We start from the raw sequence: 19,017 nt of genomic DNA, 5'->3' as shown, positions 1-19,017 counted from the left end.
TGTCGAAAAAGCTGAAGCGGCAGAACCTGATGAGGCGCCGGCGAAGCCAGCCAAAGCAGCGAAAGCGCCGAAGTAATTAGAAAGATCGCAGCCTTCGGCAGCTCCTGCACTCGGAATGTAGGAGCTGCCGAAGGCTGCGATCTTTTGCTTTCAGCGATACAAAACCTTTTCGGCCAACTCATCCGCCACCCGCGCCGGCGAACGTTTTTCCGCCTGAGCATGGGCGAAGACTTCGGTCAGCCGCGAACTGATTTTCGACAGATGCGCCGTAATCGTCGGCAACTCCTCACCGCGATGTTTCAGTGAAACGTAAATCAGCCCGCCGGCATTGATCACATAATCCGGCGCATAAAGAATCCCGCGCCGTTCCAGTTGATCCGCCACATCCAGATGGGAAAGTTGATTGTTCGCCGAACCGGCCACCGCCGAGCAGCGCAGCTGTGAAACGCTGTGACTGTTGAGCACCCCGCCCAACCCGCACGGCGCGAGAATGTCGCACGGCGTGCTGAGCAATGCGTCGTTGGCGATCGGGTGAGCATTGAGCTGCTCCATCGCCAGTTGCACCTTGCCGTGGTCGATGTCACTGACGAGCAACTCGGCGCCTGCCGCGTGCAGTTGCTCGGCCAGCGCAAAACCGACATTGCCAAGCCCCTGGATGGCAACGCGCAGACCTTCGAGGTTGTCGCTGCCCAGGCGCGCCATCGCCGTGGCGCGAATGCCGGCGAACACGCCCATGGCCGCATGCGGTGCCGGGTCGCCTGCCGAAGTGGTGCTGGTAACGTGGCGGGTCTGCTGGGCAATGCAGTCCATGTCGGCCACTGAAGTACCGCTGTCGATGGCGGTGATATAGCGGCCGTCGAGTTGCTCGATGCAACGTCCGAAAGCCTCGAACAACGCGGCGCGATTCTCGACATGGGCCGGGCGCACGATCACCGCCACCCCGCCACCTTGCGCGAGGCCGGCGAGCGCCGCTTTGTAGCTCATGTTTTGCGCCAGGCGAATGGCGTCCTCGACCGCAGATTCGTCGTTGGGATAGGCAAGGTAACGGCACCCGCCCAGGGCTGGCCCCAGATGGCTGTTATGAATGGCAATGACCGCCTTCAACCCGGTGGCCGGGTCCACGCTCAGGTGCAGCGATTCCAGGCGAGTGCTTTGCATGAGAGCGAACATCGACAGGCTCCCGAATCACTTCTTGTAGAACGCCAGTATAGGCTTGCCCCTGAAAATTGCTGGCGCGCACCGGCATGAGCCGCCGAGCGGACAATGCTGCGCCGCTATAACTCGCGCTCAGTGAGCCCGGCACTGGACGAACAACCCGGACGGGGCTAAAACGAGGCATTGGAGGGAGATTTTGATGAGTGCGCGCCAACGCTTTTTCGAATGCCTGCATCGTTCACCGCCGGCCCTGCTGGAAGCTGCGCTGTGGATAAGTGCCGAGCACGACAAAACCCTCGAGCCCGAGGCATGGTTGCGCACCTTCAAGGATCTGCAACTACGCGTCAGCTATGGGCTGCCGATGCTGCCGGTCAGCGAACTGGCGCAACCGCTGTTGCGACGCATGGTCGATCTCGGTTTCGCGCAGGATGATTTCCTGCCGCTGCGCCCGCAGGCGGCGCTGCTGCATCGCGTGTTGCACACCCAACGCGGTCAGCCGTTGGCATTGGCGTTGATCGCACTGGAATTGGCGCGTGGGTTGGAGATTCCTCTGGTCGGGGTCAACTTCCCCGGACATTTTCTGCTGCGGGTACCCGGCGCCGACCACTTGCTCGATCCTTGCGGCGGGCGGCGACTGTATCCCAATGACTGCCGAGAACTGTTGCAACGCCAATACGGGCCGAACATGCAGCTCAGCGCCGAACATTTGCTGAGCGCAACGCCGGTGCAGATGCTGCAACGTCTGTCACGCAACCTGCGCCAATTGCACCTGACCCACGACGATCACATCGCCGCGCTGATCGACGCAGAACGAGTGCTCGAACTGGGCGATGCGAAGGCCTCCGATTACATGGCCCGGGCCAGTCTGTATCAACGGCTGGATTGCCCGAACGCTGAACGCTTCGATCTGGAGCATGCATTATTGCTCAGCGAAGACCCGATCCAGCGCCTGCGCCTGACCGAACGCCTCGGCCATCTGCCGCCCAACTCCGTCGTGCATTAACTACCTTCCGCAGGCTGCCACCATCCTTGAGGCCCACACAAACCTGTGTGGGAGCGAGCCTGCTCGCGAAAGCGGTGTGTCAGCTGAATGAAAGGCCACTGACACTCCGTCTTCGCGAGCAGGCTCGCTCCCACAGGAATTACGGGGTGTCTGGTTGATTGGCAGGATGCGCCTTGATAAACGCCGGATGTTCAGCCGCCAAGGCAGCCACACGGCAAATCTTCGGATATGCCTCCAGGCTGACGTTGAACCGCTCAGCCGCATACAACTGCGGAATCAGATACACATCTGCCACGCACGGCCATTCGCCAAAACAGAAACCGCTGTCGCCGATCAACTGCTCCACCGTTGCCAGCCCTTGGCTGATCCAATGGCTGATCCACTCCACAACTTGCGCCTCATTCTGCCCCGCCTGGCGCAGGCGATTGAGCACGCTGACGTTGTGCAGCGGGTGCACGTCGCAGCCGATCACCGCCGCGACACCGCGCACCTGCGCGCGCGCCAGCAGATCATCCGGCAGCAACGGCACCTGCGGGTAACGCTCTTCCAGATACTCGATGATCGCCGGCGATTGAATCAGCAGCGCGCCGTCATCGGTGCGCAAGGCTGGCACCCGGCCCTGCGGATTGAGCGCCAGATACGCCGGTTGCCGATGTTCACCGCCCGACGGTGCGATCAGGTTGACCGGCAACGCCTGGTAATCGAGGCCCTTCAACGCCAGCGCAATCCGCACCCGGTACGATGAAGTGGAACGGTAATAGCCATAGAGATCCATAAGCCGCTCCTGTCAGCGCGCAGCGATCACGGTGCCGCGACATTCGCCGAAGCCGATCGAGGCAAAACCGTCGCGGGCGCAGCGGGCACGCAGGATGATTTCGTCACCGTCCTCAAGGAATTTGCGCACTTCGCCAGAAGCCAGTTCGATCGGTTTCTTACCGCCCTCGGTAATCTCCAGCAGGCTGCCAAACTGGCCGTTTTCCGGGCCGGACAAAGTGCCCGAACCGAACAGATCGCCGGCCTGCAACTGGCAACCGTTGACGCTGTGATGCGCAACCATTTGCGCGACGGTCCAGTACATGTAGCGGGTGTTGCTCAGGGTCAGGCGATGGGCGGGCAGGTTCTGCTCGCGCATGGTTTCGGTACGCAACAGCACTTCCAGCTCGATGTCGAAGGCGCCGCCATCCTGATCGCGCTTGTCGAGCAGATACGGCAGCGGCTGCGGATCACCTTCAGGGCGGGCCGGTTGCGCCGTGCGGAATGGTTCCAGTGCTTCAGCCGTCACCACCCACGGCGAGACGCTGGTGATGAAACTCTTCGACAGGAAGGGGCCGAGTGGCTGGTATTCCCAAGCCTGGATATCCCGCGCCGACCAGTCGTTGAGCAGGCAGAAACCGGCGATGTGCTCGGCAGCGTCACCGATGGCAATCGGCTCGCCCATCTCATTGCCCTGGCCGATCCAGATACCCAGTTCCAGTTCGTAATCCAGACGCGCGCATGGACCGAATACCGGTTCGGTCTGGCCGGCCGGCAGCGTCTGGCCTTTCGGCCGGCGCACGTCGGTGCCGGACGCTCGCACCGTGGAAGCGCGACCGTGGTAACCGATCGGCACGTGCTTGTAGTTCGGCAGCAGCGGGTTATCCGGACGGAACAGTTTGCCGACGTTCTGCGCGTGCTCGATGCCGACGTAGAAGTCGGTGTAATCGCTGATTCGCGCCGGCAGGTGCATCTGGCAATCGGCAGCCAGCGGCAAGAGTTTCGCGCCTTGCGCTTCGATGTTGCCGCGCAGCGTGCTGCCTTCACTGAACAGTTCGATCAGGCGTTCGCGCAGGGCAACCCGCGCCTCACGGCCAAGTTCAAAGAACGCGTTCAACTGCCCGCCGTGCATGGCTTCCACCGCACTGCGTGCGACACCGTCGAACAGACCGGCCTCAAGCGCCACCTGCAAATCGAAGATGTGCTCGCCGATCGCCACGCCAGCGCGCGGCGCAGAACCCTTGAGGCTGAACACGCCCAGCGGCAGATTCTGCAAGGGGAAATCGCTGTGACCGTTGGCCGAAGCGACCCAACTGCGGGGGATGGAATTCTGTGTCATGGGTTATCTCCGGGTCGGGTCGAACGTGGCGGGCAGCGTCGCCCAGCAAGCGTCGTAACTGGGTTGCAACTGTGGGCATTCGAGGGCGAAACGACTTGGACGAAGCACTTGGCTGGTCTCGAACATGAAGGCCATGGTGTTATCGATTTTTGCAGGTGCAAGCTCGGCGTTGATCGCCCTGGTGCAGGTTTCGCCGTCCGGGCCGTGGGCGCTCATGCAGCTGTGCAGCGACGCGCCGCCGGGCACGAAGCCTTCGGCCTTGGCGTCGTATTCGCCCTGGATCAGGCCCATGAATTCGTTCATCAGGTTGCGATGGAACCACGGTGGCCGGAAGGTCTTTTCGGCGACCATCCAGCGCGGCGGGAAGATCACGAAATCGAGGTTGGCCAGACCGTGCACGCTGGTCGGCGAGGTCAATACGGTGAAGATCGAAGGATCGGGATGATCGAAACTCACCGTGCCAATGGTGTTGAAACGGCGCAGGTCGTATTTGTACGGCACGTTGTTGCCATGCCAGGCGACCACATTGAGCGGTGAGTGATTGAGTTCGGTGGCCCACAACTGGCCAAGAAATTTCTGCACCAAAGTAGTCGGTTGCTGCAGGTTTTCGTAGGCAGCGACCGGGGTGAGGAAATCCCGTGGATTGGCCAGACCGTTGCTGCCGATCGGCCCCAGATCCGGCAGGCGCAGCGGCGCGCCGTGGTTTTCGGCGAGGTAGCCGCGAGCCTGTGGATCGAGCAGTTCGACGCGAAATTTCAGGCCACGCGGCAGAACGACGATTTCCAGCGGCGCCACTTCGATTACGCCCAGTTCGGTGGCGATACGCAGGCGACCGAGTTGCGGCACCAGCAGCATTTCCCCATCGGCGTTAAAGAACACACGCTCCATTGAACGGTTGGCGGTGTAGTTATAAATGCTGATGCCGGAAGGTTTTTCGGCGCCAGCATTGGCCGCCATGCTGACCAGACCATCGATGAAATCCGTTGGCTCGGTCGGCAGCTCCAATGGATTCCAGCGCAGGCGATTGGGCGTCACTTCACCCAAAGGTCCGCCGGCCAGTTGCCGTTCCAGTTTGACGAACGCCGGGTGGTTGGCCGACGGCTGAATCCGGTACATCCAGGTGCGCCGCGCTTCGCTGCGCGGCATGGTGAACGCGGTGCCGGAGAACAGCTCGGTATACAGGCCGTACGGGGCTTTCTGCGGAGAGTTCTGGCCAACGGGCAGCGCGCCGGGCAACGCTTCAGTGCTGAATTCGTTGCCGAAGCCGGACTGGTAAACCAGGTCCTGCGCGGTTGAATCGGGCTTCATGGAGCCTCCTGAACAGGGAGTCGGCAGTGGCCCATCGCTCTGGCTCAGAGGTCTCGGCACGCCGGGGTTGTTATTATCGTAATCTGATTACGCATAACGTAATTTGCTCGCTATCCAGCGTCAAGCTATAAAGACGCCCATTCGAACCGGAACCGCCAGCCCCATGGAAAAAACCAGCGACAGCAACGGCAAACAGAAAGTCCGCTCCGCCGAAGTCGGCACCGACATCCTCAAGGCTTTGGCCGAGTTGTCACCGTCGACTTCGCTGTCGCGTCTGGCCGAACATGTGCAGATGCCGGCAAGCAAGGTGCATCGCTATTTGCAGGCGTTGATAGCCTCCGGATTTGCCGAACAGAACACCGCCACCAACCATTACGGCCTCGGTCGCGAAGCACTGCGCGTGGGCCTGGCCGCGCTCAACAGCATGGACGTGCTGAAAGTTGCCGCCCTGCCGCTGTCCGAGCTGCGCGATGAACTCAACGAAACCTGCTTTCTCGCGGTGTGGGGCAATCAGGGCGCAACCGTCGTGCACATTGAACCGGCGGTGCGCGCGGTGACGGTGGTGACGCAGTTGGGTTCGGTGCTGCCACTGCTCAGCTCGTCCACCGGGCTGGTGTTCAGCGCTTACCTGCCGCACCGGGAAACCGATGAATTGCGCGAGCAGGAGATCGCTGTCGAGAAGCATCCCCTCAAGGACGAAAAAGCCTATGCAGCGCTGTGTGAACAGATCCGCGAACGCGGTCTGCATCACGTGCATGGTTTGTTGATGCCGGGTGTGGATGCGCTTTCTGCGCCAGTGTTCAACGCGGTCGGCCAGATCGCTGCGGTGCTGACCATCGTCGGCCCGACCTCGCTGTTCCACGCCGATGAAAACGGCCCGGCGGCGCAGCGGTTGTTGGCTGCGACGCGGGCCGTGAGCTGGCGCATGGGTTACGAAAGATAAATCAGACTATGAGCCCTCGAAACGGCTCAGCGAACCGTGGTCTTGCTGAATGCAGACTCAGCCTCTTGCATCAGTGCCTTGAAGAACCCGATCAGTTCATCGGCGGGGTCTTCATGGCCGGTGTAATACGTAACCAGCTCCGCGACCGTGCGGGCGTCTTCAAACAGACTGAGAAACGAGCGTTGCGCACGGGTAAGTTCTTTAGCCGGCGCCCCCGCCGCTGCAGCCTGACCCAATGTCAGCAGTCCGCTCAATACATCCTGCACATGCCCCAGCGCGGCGGAATAATCACCGCGTCGGTGCGACTGCGACGCGTCGTAGATGCTTTTCATCACCTGCACAGCCACCACCACAGTGCCTACGGGTGGCACCAGCAGGCTGACAATGTTTGCGGCCTTCAACAGATTTTCATAAACCACACCGGCGATTATTTCGTTGAGACTGGTGGTCCGTTCGTCGATATCACTCAATACACGGCGCACTCGCTCGTCATGGAAAGTGAACAGATCGGGCAGTAACGAACGCTGCTGTGTGCGAATGACCGGTCGGGTATCAACCGTTGCGACCAGATTATCGAAGTAGTCATTGGTCACTTTCTGGTCAACCAGCAGTATCCGCTCGCTGTAATAGCTCCTGAATGGGCCTTTTCGAAAACGAATCGAAGGAATGAACTCAGCGATCGGTCGGAAGTTGACTTGATCCGGTGCGTCAGGCGTATAGAGCAAGTCGAAGAAACCTGACGACAACTTCAGTCGAAAAATATAAACGCCGCCAACCGCGCGGTCCCCAGGAGTCGTCAGACCCAGCGCGCCAATATTGAATTTGTACAGCCCGATATCACCTTCGGCGGTGCTGGTCCCTACCGACTGATAACCGCCACTCTCTTTCAGGTTATCGATGACCCCTTGGACAGCAGAGAAAGACTCTGTCGATAATCTGCCGTTGGTGAAATCGGCAAACGCATTGCGATACATCTCACAGCGGATTTTCCGGGCGTGTACCGCGCGCTTGAAAGCGTGATCAGGATGAGCCTTGTTCAGATATTGCTCTTCCAGCATCGCGCTGTATCGGTCACCAGGGCGGAAGGTTTTCGATAGCGAAGACAAATCCCGGATATCCAGTTTTTCAACGAGGGGATGTCCATTCACCAAGTAATATTTGGGGCTGTACTTGGTTTCATAGGCCGGATGATCCGCTTCGAAAGCGAGTCCCTCAAGCAAGACGTCGGTAACGCTCTTACGAAACTCTTCGGTCTGAATAATGATCTGGTCGGGATTGACCGAAATGTTGCTGCCGCGCGAACGCAATAGGTCTTCTATCTGGGCTTTCACCGCGTCATAGGTGAACTGCTCGAATGTCGGAAAACCATTGTCTCGTGCATCAACCGTGGACAGCGCCTTGAGTTCGGTTGTCAGACGCGAATAGCGCTTGCGCCCCTCAATGCCAAGCGCCCGATAAGCTGCCGGTGCAATGGCCTTGTGCAGCGCAACTTCGGCTCGGTAGGCGACATTTACGTAGTCCGCCAAAGGTGCCTTGGCGTTCAGATAAAGATCGACCGGCCGGCTATCAAGCGTGTAGCGGTAGCTCAGTTGAGTACCAGCGCTGCCAAGCAACTCACCCGCCTCGTGCAGGTAGTCGGGATGAATCATCAATGCGGCGTATTCACGATCCGCCGACAATGCCGACTCCAGCCAGCGGTTCGCCGCGTAGATATCGGAAAATTTCTGCAGTTCGAATTGCCCGTCAGCTGTTTTGACCAACATCAGCGACGGTGCGTATTCTTTGGCCGAAATCATCAGAACATCTTTCAATGCTGGGACTTGCAGCCTGATTTTCAAGCCCTGAATAGTCACCGCAGGGTCGTTGGCCATGGCTCGCGCGATGATGTTCGCATCGGTGGAATCCAGCTTCCCGGACTGGCGAGCTACAAAAACTGCAAACTCCATCTGGCTGAAGAGATAGTTGCGATAGGCCTCCTGCCAAGCAACCGACGGCGAGTATGCAAGACTGCCGGTAAACTCCAGGCGCAGATTACGATTTTCCAGCCACTGCTCGAGCGCTACTGCCGTCAGCCGACTTCCGTCGGGAGCGCCGATGATGGTCAGAGTCGCTTTGTAACCATTGTCGTGCAGACCGAAAACAAGAAACTCCGTCAGCGTCCGGGTTTCTTCCTGCTCGATGGTCCGTCCGGCAATCTGCAAAGTGTACGAGCTATGGACACTGATCGCTTCAGGATCCAGGCGTTCGTCAAAGGCCCTCTGCGCCCATGCGGAGAACGTGCGCAGCACATAGTCCTTGAAAGAAAAACACGTATCGAACGCGCTCGAATATGCAGCCTCATACTGGTCTTTGGATTCTTCAAGCTCGCTATAACGTTGTTGAACATCGCTACCAGCGGCATGCAGCCAAAGCGGCCAGTCGGTGCGCTTCAGTGCTGCCCAAAGCAGATAAAAGCGGGTGTCGATGCCGTAACGCAGCACATGCAGGCGTTGATTCTCCTGAAGCATGGAGGTCAGCGGTTTTTCCAGTTGTGCCCGGCCACTGATCAAGGTTGCCACGCTTTCAAGCTGACCTTTGAGGTGAGTGTCGACACAAAAGACATGAGGACTTTGCGTGGCTTTCGGGTAACTGATCTGCTCGCTACGCAGGGAAAGTCTCTGCTGAAGTTTGCTGTGCAAATCGGTATTTTTTTCAAAGAACTCAAAGCCGTTTTCCGGCGTGTGCAGCAAATAGGAAGTCGACTCGTTGACCAGTTGCATCTCTGCGACCGCACGCTCGGCATTGTCCAGAACGAAACAGGGCTGGCGCACCAGAAGATAATCCTGTGCCGGTTGCAGGTTGACTTCAAACGCTGCGCGACCGGCATCTGCTTCCAGCAGATGAGCGAATCGCTCGCCCAATCGGGCATCGAAATTGTTGGCCATGACCGACAGCGACAGCTCTGCACCGGTGACCACGGCATAGGCCTTGATGAAAGCCTGTTTGTTCGACAGCGGTGCATTGTCGGCATGGACGGGTTTCGCTGGCGCAGCCCAGAACTTTGCGATCTCGGCTCGCAATGTTTTTTCCAGTCCGGCAGTTACAGCAGCGATCAGATCTTCAACAACAATGGTATTGAGCACCTTGACTTTGAATTGCTCACTGAACGTATCCGGCAGAACAAAAACCCCATCGCCACCCATAATATAGGCAGGACTTATATGATTATTCAGACAATGAACCGTTACCTCCCAAAGAGTGCCTGATGGCCGATTTTCATCGGCAGGGAAAGCAGGATCCGTATTGATATAGACCTTGTCGATATCAACTGTTTTGCCCAGACGCTTCAATTCACCCTCAAGCATGCTGCGCAGAATATCCAGCACGCTCGGCATGGCGTCGATGATCTTGAACAGATCTGTTTTAGCCTGTGTTGCCTTTTCCCACTCTTCCGGCCAGGTAACCTGCTCACCGAAAGAACCACGCATCAAACTTTTATATAACTTGGCCACAAACTTTCCTTACTTGATTATCCAGAGCTGCAAGTGCAGCCACCGCCGATAATTGCAAGGTAGTTTCTTTTTCAGCCGACATGAAGCTCGAACAAATTACAAAACATGCCACCCAACAACGAACACCATGTTGTGCTACTGAAATTTACAAAACTAAACCAGTATCCCCATCAACTTGGCTTTCGCCACAGCCTGAGTTCTGCGCTCTACACCCAACTTACCGTTAATCCTCCTCGCATGGGTTTTTACTGTATGCAATGAAATAAACAGTTGTTCGGCAACTTGCTGATTGGATGCCCCTTGTGCAATCAACATCAGCACTTCGCGTTCGCGCCGACTGAGGCCAGGCGCCTGATCATCGTTTTCCCGTGGCCAGGCAGAAACCTCCTTGCCAGACCCAGTGAGGCTACCTCGGCGTAATTCCCACTCGCGCACGGCTTGCTGCAATCGGCAACGCTCCGCCAGCGTTGCGGCTCGCTGGAACGCTTGCTGCGCCGCCGCCGTGTCACCGTGCGCTTCGGCCAACTGGGCGAAGGCCAGCAACAATTCCGTTTCCGCCGCCAACATGCCTTTGGCCTGAGCGCGCTTCAACAATCGCTCAATGGTTGACAGAGCGCTTTCGTCCGGGACCGATTGCGCATTCGCGCAGGCCAGCAGGTATTCGATGCGAATAATCAGTTCGAACGTCGCGGGTGGCGCCTGCAACGCCGAAGGTCCCCGGTAATGCCGTAACAGTCGGCTCAACGCTTCTTGCGCAAGATGCGGTCGGCCCTGCTGCAACCAGAACTGGCTGCTCACCTGCAACACAACACCGCGATAGACCGTATCGGGAATCTGCCGCTGCTGCATGACCCTTTCGGCCTCGCGCAGGCGTTCGAAAGCGCAGGCATAATCGCCGCGATTGCCGGCCAGTTGCGCCTGCCCCAGATAACCATACAAGACCCGCTTGTCGTGGCTGCGCAAGCAATCTTCAAGGCCCTGGCTGAACAACTGCGCAGCCTGCTCTTCAAGTCCCATGCACAGCGCCAGTCGTCCGCGCCGCAGGGCAATCCGGCCGAGCAGTGGCACGGGCACTGTGGCGCGCTGGCGCAGCAAGTGCTCGATCTCCACCAGCAGGCTATCGGCACGCAAAGGCGCGCCCCGCTGCTCGAGCCATTGCGCATGGTCAAGCTCAAGCAAGCCTTCGAACAGCAAGGAGCCGTGAGCACGCGCCAGGCACAGCGCTTCGCGGTTGAGGGCATGGGCCTGATCCAGCTCGCCGCACAGTAACGCCTGCTGGGTCAGTCCCGACAGGCACATCAAACGCGCCTGCCAGGCATCGTCAGCCAGTGCAGACAAAGCCTCCTGAAAGCAGGCGCGTGCCGGCTCCATTTGCCCTTGCAGGTGAAACAGCCATCCCTGTTGCGCCTGCCAGCGGGCCAGCAGTTGCTGCTCCAGTTGCGCTGTCGGCTGCGGCATGAAGCGGCCGAGATGAGCCAGGCATTGCCCGGCCTGTTCGAACCGGCCGGCAAACAATAAGGCGCCCGTGACCAGCACGATCAGCTGTGGTGTCATCAGGGTCAGCTGCTGGCTTTGCTGCTCGTGCAAACGCAACAGCAGGACGACGGTCTGGTCTTCGAACAAGTCTTCGAAGCCGAAATGCTGCAACAGGCTGACGGCAGTTTCGTATTCCTCGGCCAACAACGCTTGCTCGAACGCCGCTCGCCAATCCTGCGTCGCGCTGAACCACTGACAGGCGCGCCGGTGCCAGGAACGCGCACACGGCCAGTGCGACTCCTGGATGATTCGCGACAGCGGGCGGAACACCTGGAGCCAGTCAGCGGACGCTTGCCAAGGCTCGATGAAGCAGCCCAGCACTTGCAGATCACGCAGCAGCTGAGCGCCTTCGCCAGGGCCGAACAAATGCTCGCATAACGGCGCGTTGAACCGTGGCAGGTGAGCCAGCACACGCCATGCCTCGTCCTGCTCCGGCGTCAGGTTGCTGAACAGTTCATGCTGCAGATAATCGAGCAGAGTGTCGACACGCTGCTGCGGTTGCAGGTTTTGCGACCAGTCGCATTTCTGCAGGAGCGCCATGCGCGACCCCGCGCACCAACCGCCAGTACGCTGGATGATACGGGTGGCGACGCGGTCCGCCTGGTCAGGCGGCAAATGGTGCAACACCGATACAACTTCATCGTGAGTCAGCGCCAGGCTGGCACTCTCGAATTCGTAGAGTTCGTCATCGAGCAACAGGCGCGGCCAGTTGCACTGCGGCCGGCGGCGAGTGCTGATCCACCAGGTGAGCGCCGGGCTGCTGACCGCCAGCAAGCGATCCAGCAGAGCATCCACAGCCGGATCCGGCAGCCGACTGTAATCGTCGATAAACAGCGACGTCGGCCTCGACCAATGGGCCAGCTCCGCCATCAGTTGCGTATCGTCAAGGCCTTCGACCAGCCCGAGCGCCCGCGTCAGACGCAGGCAGAATTCTTCGGTGCTGAGCGCCGCTCCCGCCAGCGGCAGCCAGATTGCCTCGCACTCCGCGCGCACCTGAAGGAGACATTCGGTGAGCAGTGCGGTTTTGCCACTGCCTGCCGGCGCGCACAACAGCCTGACCCGTGCGTTCGATGTCAGCAAAGGCGCAGTCAAGCGACTGCGAGGCTGATGATGTGAAGACAGCCTGGGCAAAAATCCGGGTCGATCCAGGCACGGGGTCATGGCGGTCATCGGGTGAGCCTTCTTATCGTTGTGCGCTCACCCTAGCCCTCTCCCGCGCCCTTGTTGACGAGTATTCAGCACGCTGATCGATGGCCATAAAAAAGGCGACCGTGCGGTCGCCTTTTGTCCAGCGGTACAGCAGAGCCGTTAGCGCACGCCCTCGGCGCGCAGGGCCGAAGGTGTGTAATCGGCAGCCTTGGCTTCAAAACCGAATTCGAAGCTGTGCTTCTCTTCGTTCTTCATGCCCAACGCAATGTAGCGGCCGGCAATGATGTCGTAGAGCGCTTCCAGCGTGTAAGCCTGAGCCTGATGATCGTAGTAGTACTGCGCGTGACCTTCGGCAACGCGCCACAGTTGCCCGCGACCGTCGTAGTGATCGGCCAGTGCCACTTGCCAGCTGTCCTCGTCGATGTACATGTGGCGCTTGGCGTAGATGTGCCGCTCGTTCGGTTTCACCGTGCCGATCACTTCCCAGACGCGGTGCAGTTCGTAACGGGTCAGGTCCTGATTGATGTGCCCGGCCTTGACGATGTCGTCGTACTTGAGCTTCGGCGAGTCGAGCTTGTAGCTGTTGTAGGGAATGTACATTTCCTTCTTGCCGACCAGTTTCCAGTCATAGCGATCCGGAGCACCGGAGAACATGTCGAAGTTGTCGGAAGTCCTCAGGCCATCGGCCGCTGTACCCGGGCCGTCATAGGCCACTTGCGGCGCGCGCCGGACCCGGCGCTGACCGGCGTTGTAGATCCACGCCAGACGCGGTTCCTTCACCTGATCGAGGGTTTCGTGCACCAGCAGCACGTTACCGGCCAGCCGCGCCGGGGCGGTCACCGATTGCTTGAAGAAGGTCAGCACGTTGGCGGCTTTTTCCGGGTCGATGTCTTTCATCAGTTGCGGCACGGCGATCTCTTCTTCGAAGCGGATCGGCGTGTAACTGCCGTTGGTCTGCGGTGTGACCTGGGTGATGATCCGCCGCAGATTGCCACCGTGGTAGCGGGTGATGTGGTTCCACAGCACCTCGACGCCGTTCTTCGGAATCGGGAAGGCGTAGTAGCGGTTGCCGGTGAAATTGGCCAGGCCGTTGCCGTCGTTGATTGCGTTGACGTTCAGCGCGCTGCGCTTGGCCGACTCATAGATTTCCGCCGGCGCGCCCACAGTGCGGTGGGTCGGGTAGACCGGGATCTTGTAGGTTTCCGGGTAACGTTTGAACATCGCCACCTGGCCATCGGAGAGCTTGCTTTTGTACTGCTCGACGTTCGCGGCGGTGATGGTGAACAGCGGTTTTTCGTTGGCAAACGGGTCGGCGAGGAAGCCCTTGCTGTCCACCGCGCCGGCGTTTTTCGGGATGCCGCCGGTCCAGGCCGGAATCGATCCGTCCGCATTGCCGGCCTTCTCGGCGCCGAGCGGGGTCAGGCTGGTGCCGAGCTTGTTCGCTTCATCCGGCGACACCGCCGCCATCACGTTGGCCGCCAGCAGACTCAAGGCCAGCACGCCACATTGCAGAATCGTTTTGCGCATTGCAGTCATCCTTCTCGGGCAGATCAGAAGTTCACGCCGAAGCTCAGGGCCACGAAGTCACGGTCTTCGAGGACGTTGTAGTCGCCACCGAAAAAGTCGGTGTAACTCAGGCTCGCGGTGTAGGTGTTGCGGTAGTCGGCATCGACGCCGAAGCTGATGGCTTTCGCACCTTCGTTGAACAGTCCGTTGGGGCCGTAACCGGCGACATCATGGGACCACGACAGGTTGGGCTTGAGGTTGATCCCGCCGATGACGTTGGCGTAATCGAGAATCGCCCGGGCGCGATAGCCCCACGAAGTCGAGGTAACGAAGCCGTCGGTATCGCCGCCGAAACCATACTGGCCGTAGACCGAATCACGGCCATAACGCAACTCACTGCGTGACTCCAGACCACCGACATGCACCACCGCCGCTTCGCCGACCACGGTCAAGCGTTCGGCGCCGAGCACCTGATCAAAGAAGTGTGTGAGGGTGCTCTGGATTTGCGTGACTTCCTTGCGCCGGTAGCCTTTGTTGTCGGCACCCGGCGAAGTGGCGAGTGGCGATGCGGTGCCGCCGGCAATCGGGTTGACCAGCGCCAGAGTGAGATCGTTAGTGTTGACCTGCACCGGCGCGTTCGGCCGATAGCTGATCTCGCCGGTCCATGCGGTGCCGGTGGGCAGCGTGGTGGAGAAACTGGCGCCGTACAGACGAATGTCTTCCGGATATTCGAGGTAATACTGACCGCGCCCGAGCATCACGCTTTGCGCCAGCCCGGCACCACTGCCGGGCGCGAGTCCGTTGGCGATGCCGACCATGCCTGGCAACGCCGCCAGTGTCGACAGCCCCGCCGTAGTGGTGCCGACCGTCGGCGTACGGCTGTGGTAGTTCATGAAGTAGAGGCCGTACTCGGTGTCGTCGCCGAGCCAGCGCAGCGCCGTGCCCCACTGCCCGGAATCGCGCGCATCACGATCGCCGCCACGGGGGATCACCACGCCCTCCCGGGTGACCTGGATGCCTTGGCCGAACGCGGTGGTCAGCGGCACCAGTGGCGCCACCGCTGGGCTGCCGACGGTGTAGCCGTTGTTGCAACCGTCCGCCGCCACGTCGACGCCGAAGAACGTGCCGCAGTTGTCGAGAACGGTCTGGTCCCACTCCAGTTGGTAGAAGCCTTCGACCGAGAGTTTGTCGGTCAGGCTCTGCGAGCCAAACAGCATGTTCACCGGAATCAAGCCTTCCTTGATCTCGGCACCGGGACGGCGGAATGCCGAGACGTCAACCGGGTTGATGCTGTTGATCGAGTTGCCGATGAAGGTACTTTCGCCCCAGCTCACCACCTGCTTGCCGGCCCGCACGGTGCCCGGCAAATCGGCGATGGCGTAGTTGTGATAGACGAAGGCATCGAGGATCTGCGCGCCGGAAGACTTGGCGCCTTCCTTGCGGCCGCTGTCGCTGATCTGTTTGAACTCGCGGTCTTCGTCCTTGAGTTCGAAGTCGTACCAGTATTTGCCCCGCACGAACACGCCGGTATCACCGTACTTCAGTTCGAGGTCATGGATGCCCTTGAAGATCTTCGAAAAGGTTTCGCCCTTCTTGAAATTCAGGCGCCCGTCATCACCGGTGGACGATTGTCCGCTGCCGCCATTGACCGTGCCGACCAGCGAGTTGTCGGCATCGCGCAGGCCCCAGCTCGCGCCGACCGAAAGTGACGAGTCGAAGGTGCCTTCGATTTCGCCGATGTTGAAGGCGACCGCTTGCGCCTGGGCGCAGCAACCCAGAGCCACCGCAGCGGCCAGCGCCTGCGGCGTGAAGATGGCGCGCATTGTTGTTTTTGTCATGCGTCTTCCCCGGTGAGTGACAGAAGGCCCCACCCTACTGCCGGGTGAAGCGGTCGATAAGCGCACCAAGGAGGTATTTGCGTTGTCGCTCGAAAGGATGAATAACCTTGTACGGCGGGGCTTGGGGCGGTTCATGGGCTGGCTGGATAGCGCGTCATCAGCGCCATCCATGCGCACGCCACTGTTGCGCGCCCCGTAACAGTGCATGTCTGGAATCGGTATTTTTCCTACAGGCTTGAGACCTTATTCTGAGCGCGCTTTCCTCGGCACACGCCGCAAAGCGCCAAGCTCGCCACGCTGAATCGCGAGCGACTGGCTACAGATTCTGGATAAATCGATGTTTTCGGTTTACCGCCCCGGTGTTCACTGACGTTGATTTGTAGCTCCTTGATCCAACGTCTTACCTTGGCCGCTGCGTTTGCAGCGGCCTTTTTTATGGGCGTTTAAAAAGGCTGGTTAGCGGTTCGGGAGCGCTTCCGATCAGCGCGTCAGACATTTCTTCGAAGCTCGGACGAATTCCCTCTGCATCGATGAAAACCCGCGAAAACCCTTTCGACATAACGCCCTGTTACCGACGGGCTTCTCGGATTTGATTACCGCCACTCTGATGTAACTTGAAACACCTCAACCATTCGCTGGTGACACGGATGTCATCGCCACCCGTGCGCACTTTCGAGCGAGTGAAAACGCACATTCACAAGGATATGAATATGCCAAAGCCTCCACCGTTAGAACTGGATCCGCGCCAGCGTGACATTGCCGAAGCGGTGCGCCGGGAGCGGGAAGAAATCCGCGTACGCGAACAGGCGCGTCTGGCCGCGTTGGCGGAGAAACAGCGTCGGGATACCGAACAGGCTCGACTGGCGGCTGAGACCGCGCGCCTGAATGCTGAGGCTGAAGCTCGGAAGAAAGAGCGGCTGGCTGAGTTGAAAATCGCCCAGGCCGAGGCACAAGCCAAAGCTGAAGCAGCGGCGCTGGCCAATGCGGCAGAACAGGCTCGGTTACAGGAGGAACGCAAGCATGTCTTTCCGGCTTATGGAGCAGTGGCCCGCAACGGCCCGGCCGTTTCTTTCGCTTCGACAGCCGTCCCGCTCGGCCCGGCTACCTCGGCGGGAATACTCAATGCGCTACGTACGGCAAAAGCGACCCTGACAGCGACGGGCACGACGCTGTTCGGCAGTCCGGTACTGATGGGATTCGCAGCGCTGTTGATGCCGTCACCTCTGGGCAACGGCGAACGCTTTGCGATGAGCGTTCCACTGGCCGAGTTGTCGTCCGAGCCGGCCGAGACGCTGCGTGAAATCGCAGACCGGCAGGGCACTTTGGAGATGCAGGTCGGGCTAGGGGTCAGGCGACTCGGGGCTGGCACGCAAGTGTTCGTCGCTATGAGCGATGACTTCCATATTCGCTCAAGTGTGCTGGTTCTCAATGCCGCATACGATCTGGTCAACGACTTATACAAGATCGCGCTATCGGACTCGCCCACCGACTTGCTGACCTGGACACCCGCTAACACGCCGGGTGACCAATCGACCGCCTTGCCAATAGCGGATACCGGTTCGCCCGCCTATTCCGGCGCTTCCGTTGTTCCGATTGAAGGGCGGCTGGATCTGAACCCGATCCTGGTCGAACGCTGGGATCGATTCATCATCGTTTTTCCAGCCGATTCGGGGATAGAGCCGCTTTATGTGGTGTTCAGCAGTCCTTATGAGGGAGCAACCGAAAAGGGAAAGCACAGCGGGCGTGGTTTCAACCCAGACGAGACTGGAGATGAAATGACATAGTCACTGTGTTCGCGTTACTTCAGGCAACGCCACATCTGGACATGATGATCAGACGCCACAATCGAGACCTGATCAACGAGTATGGGACCTTGGAAGCATCGTACGCTCGGCTCTCCGCTGCCGGGATTTTGCTGGAGGGGTAAAAAGGGCCTAGCTATCAAAGGACCTAACTGGCAGCCGCCCAAGTTCATGACAGAACAAAGATACATTTGAAAACTGGAGCCACCAGCCGCGAAGGCTGGTGGCTTCGTTACCTTCAAATCGAATACTTCTGCAAATTCGCCATCATTTCCTTCAATGCTTCAATATTGTCCTTCGGATGCGCCGCGCCTTCGAAATCACAAATCTGCTGCCAGTGCGCCGCCACATCCTCTGGCGAGAACCCCTCGCGCGGATCGAAGCCGGCACCGAGGCTGCGTTCCCAGCGCACCTTGCCCATCCAGCCGCCGCCGACTTCGAACAGGCCGGACGTTTCCTGACATTGCTCGCTGGCCAGATACACCACCAGCGGGCTGACCAGTTCCGGCTTCAGTTGCTCGAATACTTGCGGCGGGATCAGGCCCTCGGTCATGCGCGTGCCGCCGGTCGGGGCGATGGCGTTGACCAGAATGTTGTTCTTGCGCCCTTCGATCGCCAGCGTTCGGGTCAACCCGTAAAGCCCGAGTTTGGCCATGCCGTAGTTGGACTGACCGAAATTGCCATAGATGCCTGAAGTCGACGCAGTGAAAATCACGCGACCGTAGTTTTGCTCGCGCAGATGCGGCCAGGCGGCACGGGTAACCTTGTAGGCGCCTTCGACGTGGACGCGATAGACCAGATCCCAGTCGGCGTCGTCCATCTTGTGAAACGACTTGTCGCGCAGGATCCCGGCGTTGTTGACTACGACGTCGACGCGGCCGAAGGCATCAAGGGCGTTCTGTACCAGTTTGTCGCCGTCAGTCACCGAGTCGTGGTTGGCTTCGGCAATACCGCCGGCCTCGCGGATTTGCGCCACTACGCGGTCGGCAGCCGAAGCGTTGGCGCCCTCGCCCTGCGTCGAGCCACCGAGATCGTTGACCAGCACTTTGGCGCCCTGCCTGGCGAACAGCAGCGCATGCGCACGACCGAGGCCGCCACCGGCGCCGGTCACTATCACGACTTTATCTTCGAAACGCACAGGTTCATTCATCGCGGCAACTCCAGCAGGCCAAGGGATATTGCCCCGAGTGTCAG

Annotated in this window: 12 protein-coding genes; 3 read left to right on the top strand and 9 right to left on the bottom strand. The window is 59.6% G+C overall.

From position 1 onward, the window contains the following. Positions 1 to 150: 150 nt before the first annotated feature. Complete coding sequence (locus AB4O45_RS17895; protein WP_041479665.1) at positions 151 to 1,170, bottom strand: Glu/Leu/Phe/Val dehydrogenase family protein; 1,020 nt, start codon at positions 1,168 to 1,170, stop codon at positions 151 to 153. 184 nt (positions 1,171 to 1,354) lie between these two features. Between AB4O45_RS17895 and AB4O45_RS17890 the strand changes: the two genes are divergently transcribed. After that, positions 1,355 to 2,158, top strand: coding sequence for a SirB1 family protein (locus AB4O45_RS17890; protein WP_056782998.1), 804 nt, complete (start codon positions 1,355 to 1,357; stop codon positions 2,156 to 2,158). 139 nt (positions 2,159 to 2,297) lie between these two features. On the opposite strand, the gene maiA is transcribed toward AB4O45_RS17890, so the two are convergent. From maiA to hmgA, 3 genes are read right to left on the bottom strand one after another with little or no spacing between them, the layout of a single operon-like run. Further along, entirely contained in the window at positions 2,298 to 2,933 is a 636-nt protein-coding gene (gene maiA, locus AB4O45_RS17885) for a maleylacetoacetate isomerase (RefSeq protein WP_252887342.1), read from the bottom strand. Positions 2,934 to 2,945: 12 nt separating this feature from the next. Beyond that, complete coding sequence (gene fahA / locus AB4O45_RS17880) at positions 2,946 to 4,250, bottom strand: fumarylacetoacetase (protein WP_056782995.1); 1,305 nt, start codon at positions 4,248 to 4,250, stop codon at positions 2,946 to 2,948. A gap of 3 nt (positions 4,251 to 4,253) precedes the next feature. Further along, positions 4,254 to 5,558, bottom strand: a complete 1,305-nt coding sequence (hmgA, locus tag AB4O45_RS17875; protein ID WP_460160384.1) for a homogentisate 1,2-dioxygenase — start codon at positions 5,556 to 5,558, stop codon at positions 4,254 to 4,256. 163 nt (positions 5,559 to 5,721) lie between these two features. Here hmgA and AB4O45_RS17870 point away from each other — a divergent pair, with 163 nt between their 5' ends. Continuing rightward, positions 5,722 to 6,501, top strand: coding sequence for an IclR family transcriptional regulator (locus AB4O45_RS17870; protein ID WP_056782991.1), 780 nt, complete (start codon positions 5,722 to 5,724; stop codon positions 6,499 to 6,501). Positions 6,502 to 6,527: 26 nt separating this feature from the next. On the opposite strand, the gene AB4O45_RS17865 is transcribed toward AB4O45_RS17870, so the two are convergent. The 4 genes from AB4O45_RS17865 to AB4O45_RS17850 form a co-directional block, all read right to left on the bottom strand. Next, on the bottom strand, positions 6,528 to 9,992 hold the full coding sequence (locus AB4O45_RS17865; protein WP_460160383.1) for a dermonecrotic toxin domain-containing protein: 3,465 nt from the start codon (positions 9,990 to 9,992) through the stop codon (positions 6,528 to 6,530). Positions 9,993 to 10,145: 153 nt separating this feature from the next. Continuing rightward, positions 10,146 to 12,521: a LuxR C-terminal-related transcriptional regulator gene (locus tag AB4O45_RS17860; protein ID WP_460160382.1), complete on the bottom strand. Its 2,376-nt coding sequence runs from the start codon at positions 12,519 to 12,521 to the stop codon at positions 10,146 to 10,148. A gap of 315 nt (positions 12,522 to 12,836) precedes the next feature. Next, positions 12,837 to 14,204 (bottom strand): DUF1329 domain-containing protein, encoded by a 1,368-nt coding sequence (locus AB4O45_RS17855; protein ID WP_039759308.1) that lies wholly within the window; start codon positions 14,202 to 14,204, stop codon positions 12,837 to 12,839. 23 nt (positions 14,205 to 14,227) lie between these two features. Then, positions 14,228 to 16,021 carry a DUF1302 domain-containing protein gene (locus AB4O45_RS17850; RefSeq protein WP_095180396.1) on the bottom strand — a complete coding sequence of 598 codons (1,794 nt, stop codon included), beginning with the start codon at positions 16,019 to 16,021 and terminating at the stop codon, positions 14,228 to 14,230. Positions 16,022 to 16,731: 710 nt separating this feature from the next. Between AB4O45_RS17850 and AB4O45_RS17845 the strand changes: the two genes are divergently transcribed. Further along, positions 16,732 to 17,805: an S-type pyocin domain-containing protein gene (locus AB4O45_RS17845; RefSeq protein ID WP_460160381.1), complete on the top strand. Its 1,074-nt coding sequence runs from the start codon at positions 16,732 to 16,734 to the stop codon at positions 17,803 to 17,805. Between the two features lie 256 nt (positions 17,806 to 18,061). On the opposite strand, the gene AB4O45_RS17840 is transcribed toward AB4O45_RS17845, so the two are convergent. Beyond that, the gene (locus AB4O45_RS17840; protein WP_041478004.1) at positions 18,062 to 18,973 is read right to left on the bottom strand and encodes an SDR family oxidoreductase; all 912 of its coding nucleotides are present in this window, start codon (positions 18,971 to 18,973) and stop codon (positions 18,062 to 18,064) included. Between the last annotated feature and the right edge of the window lie 44 nt (positions 18,974 to 19,017).

Source organism: Pseudomonas sp. S2_B10 (assembly GCF_054668425.1).
Note: the sequence above shows the minus strand (reverse complement) of the source record. Positions and strands in the feature narration are given on the sequence as shown.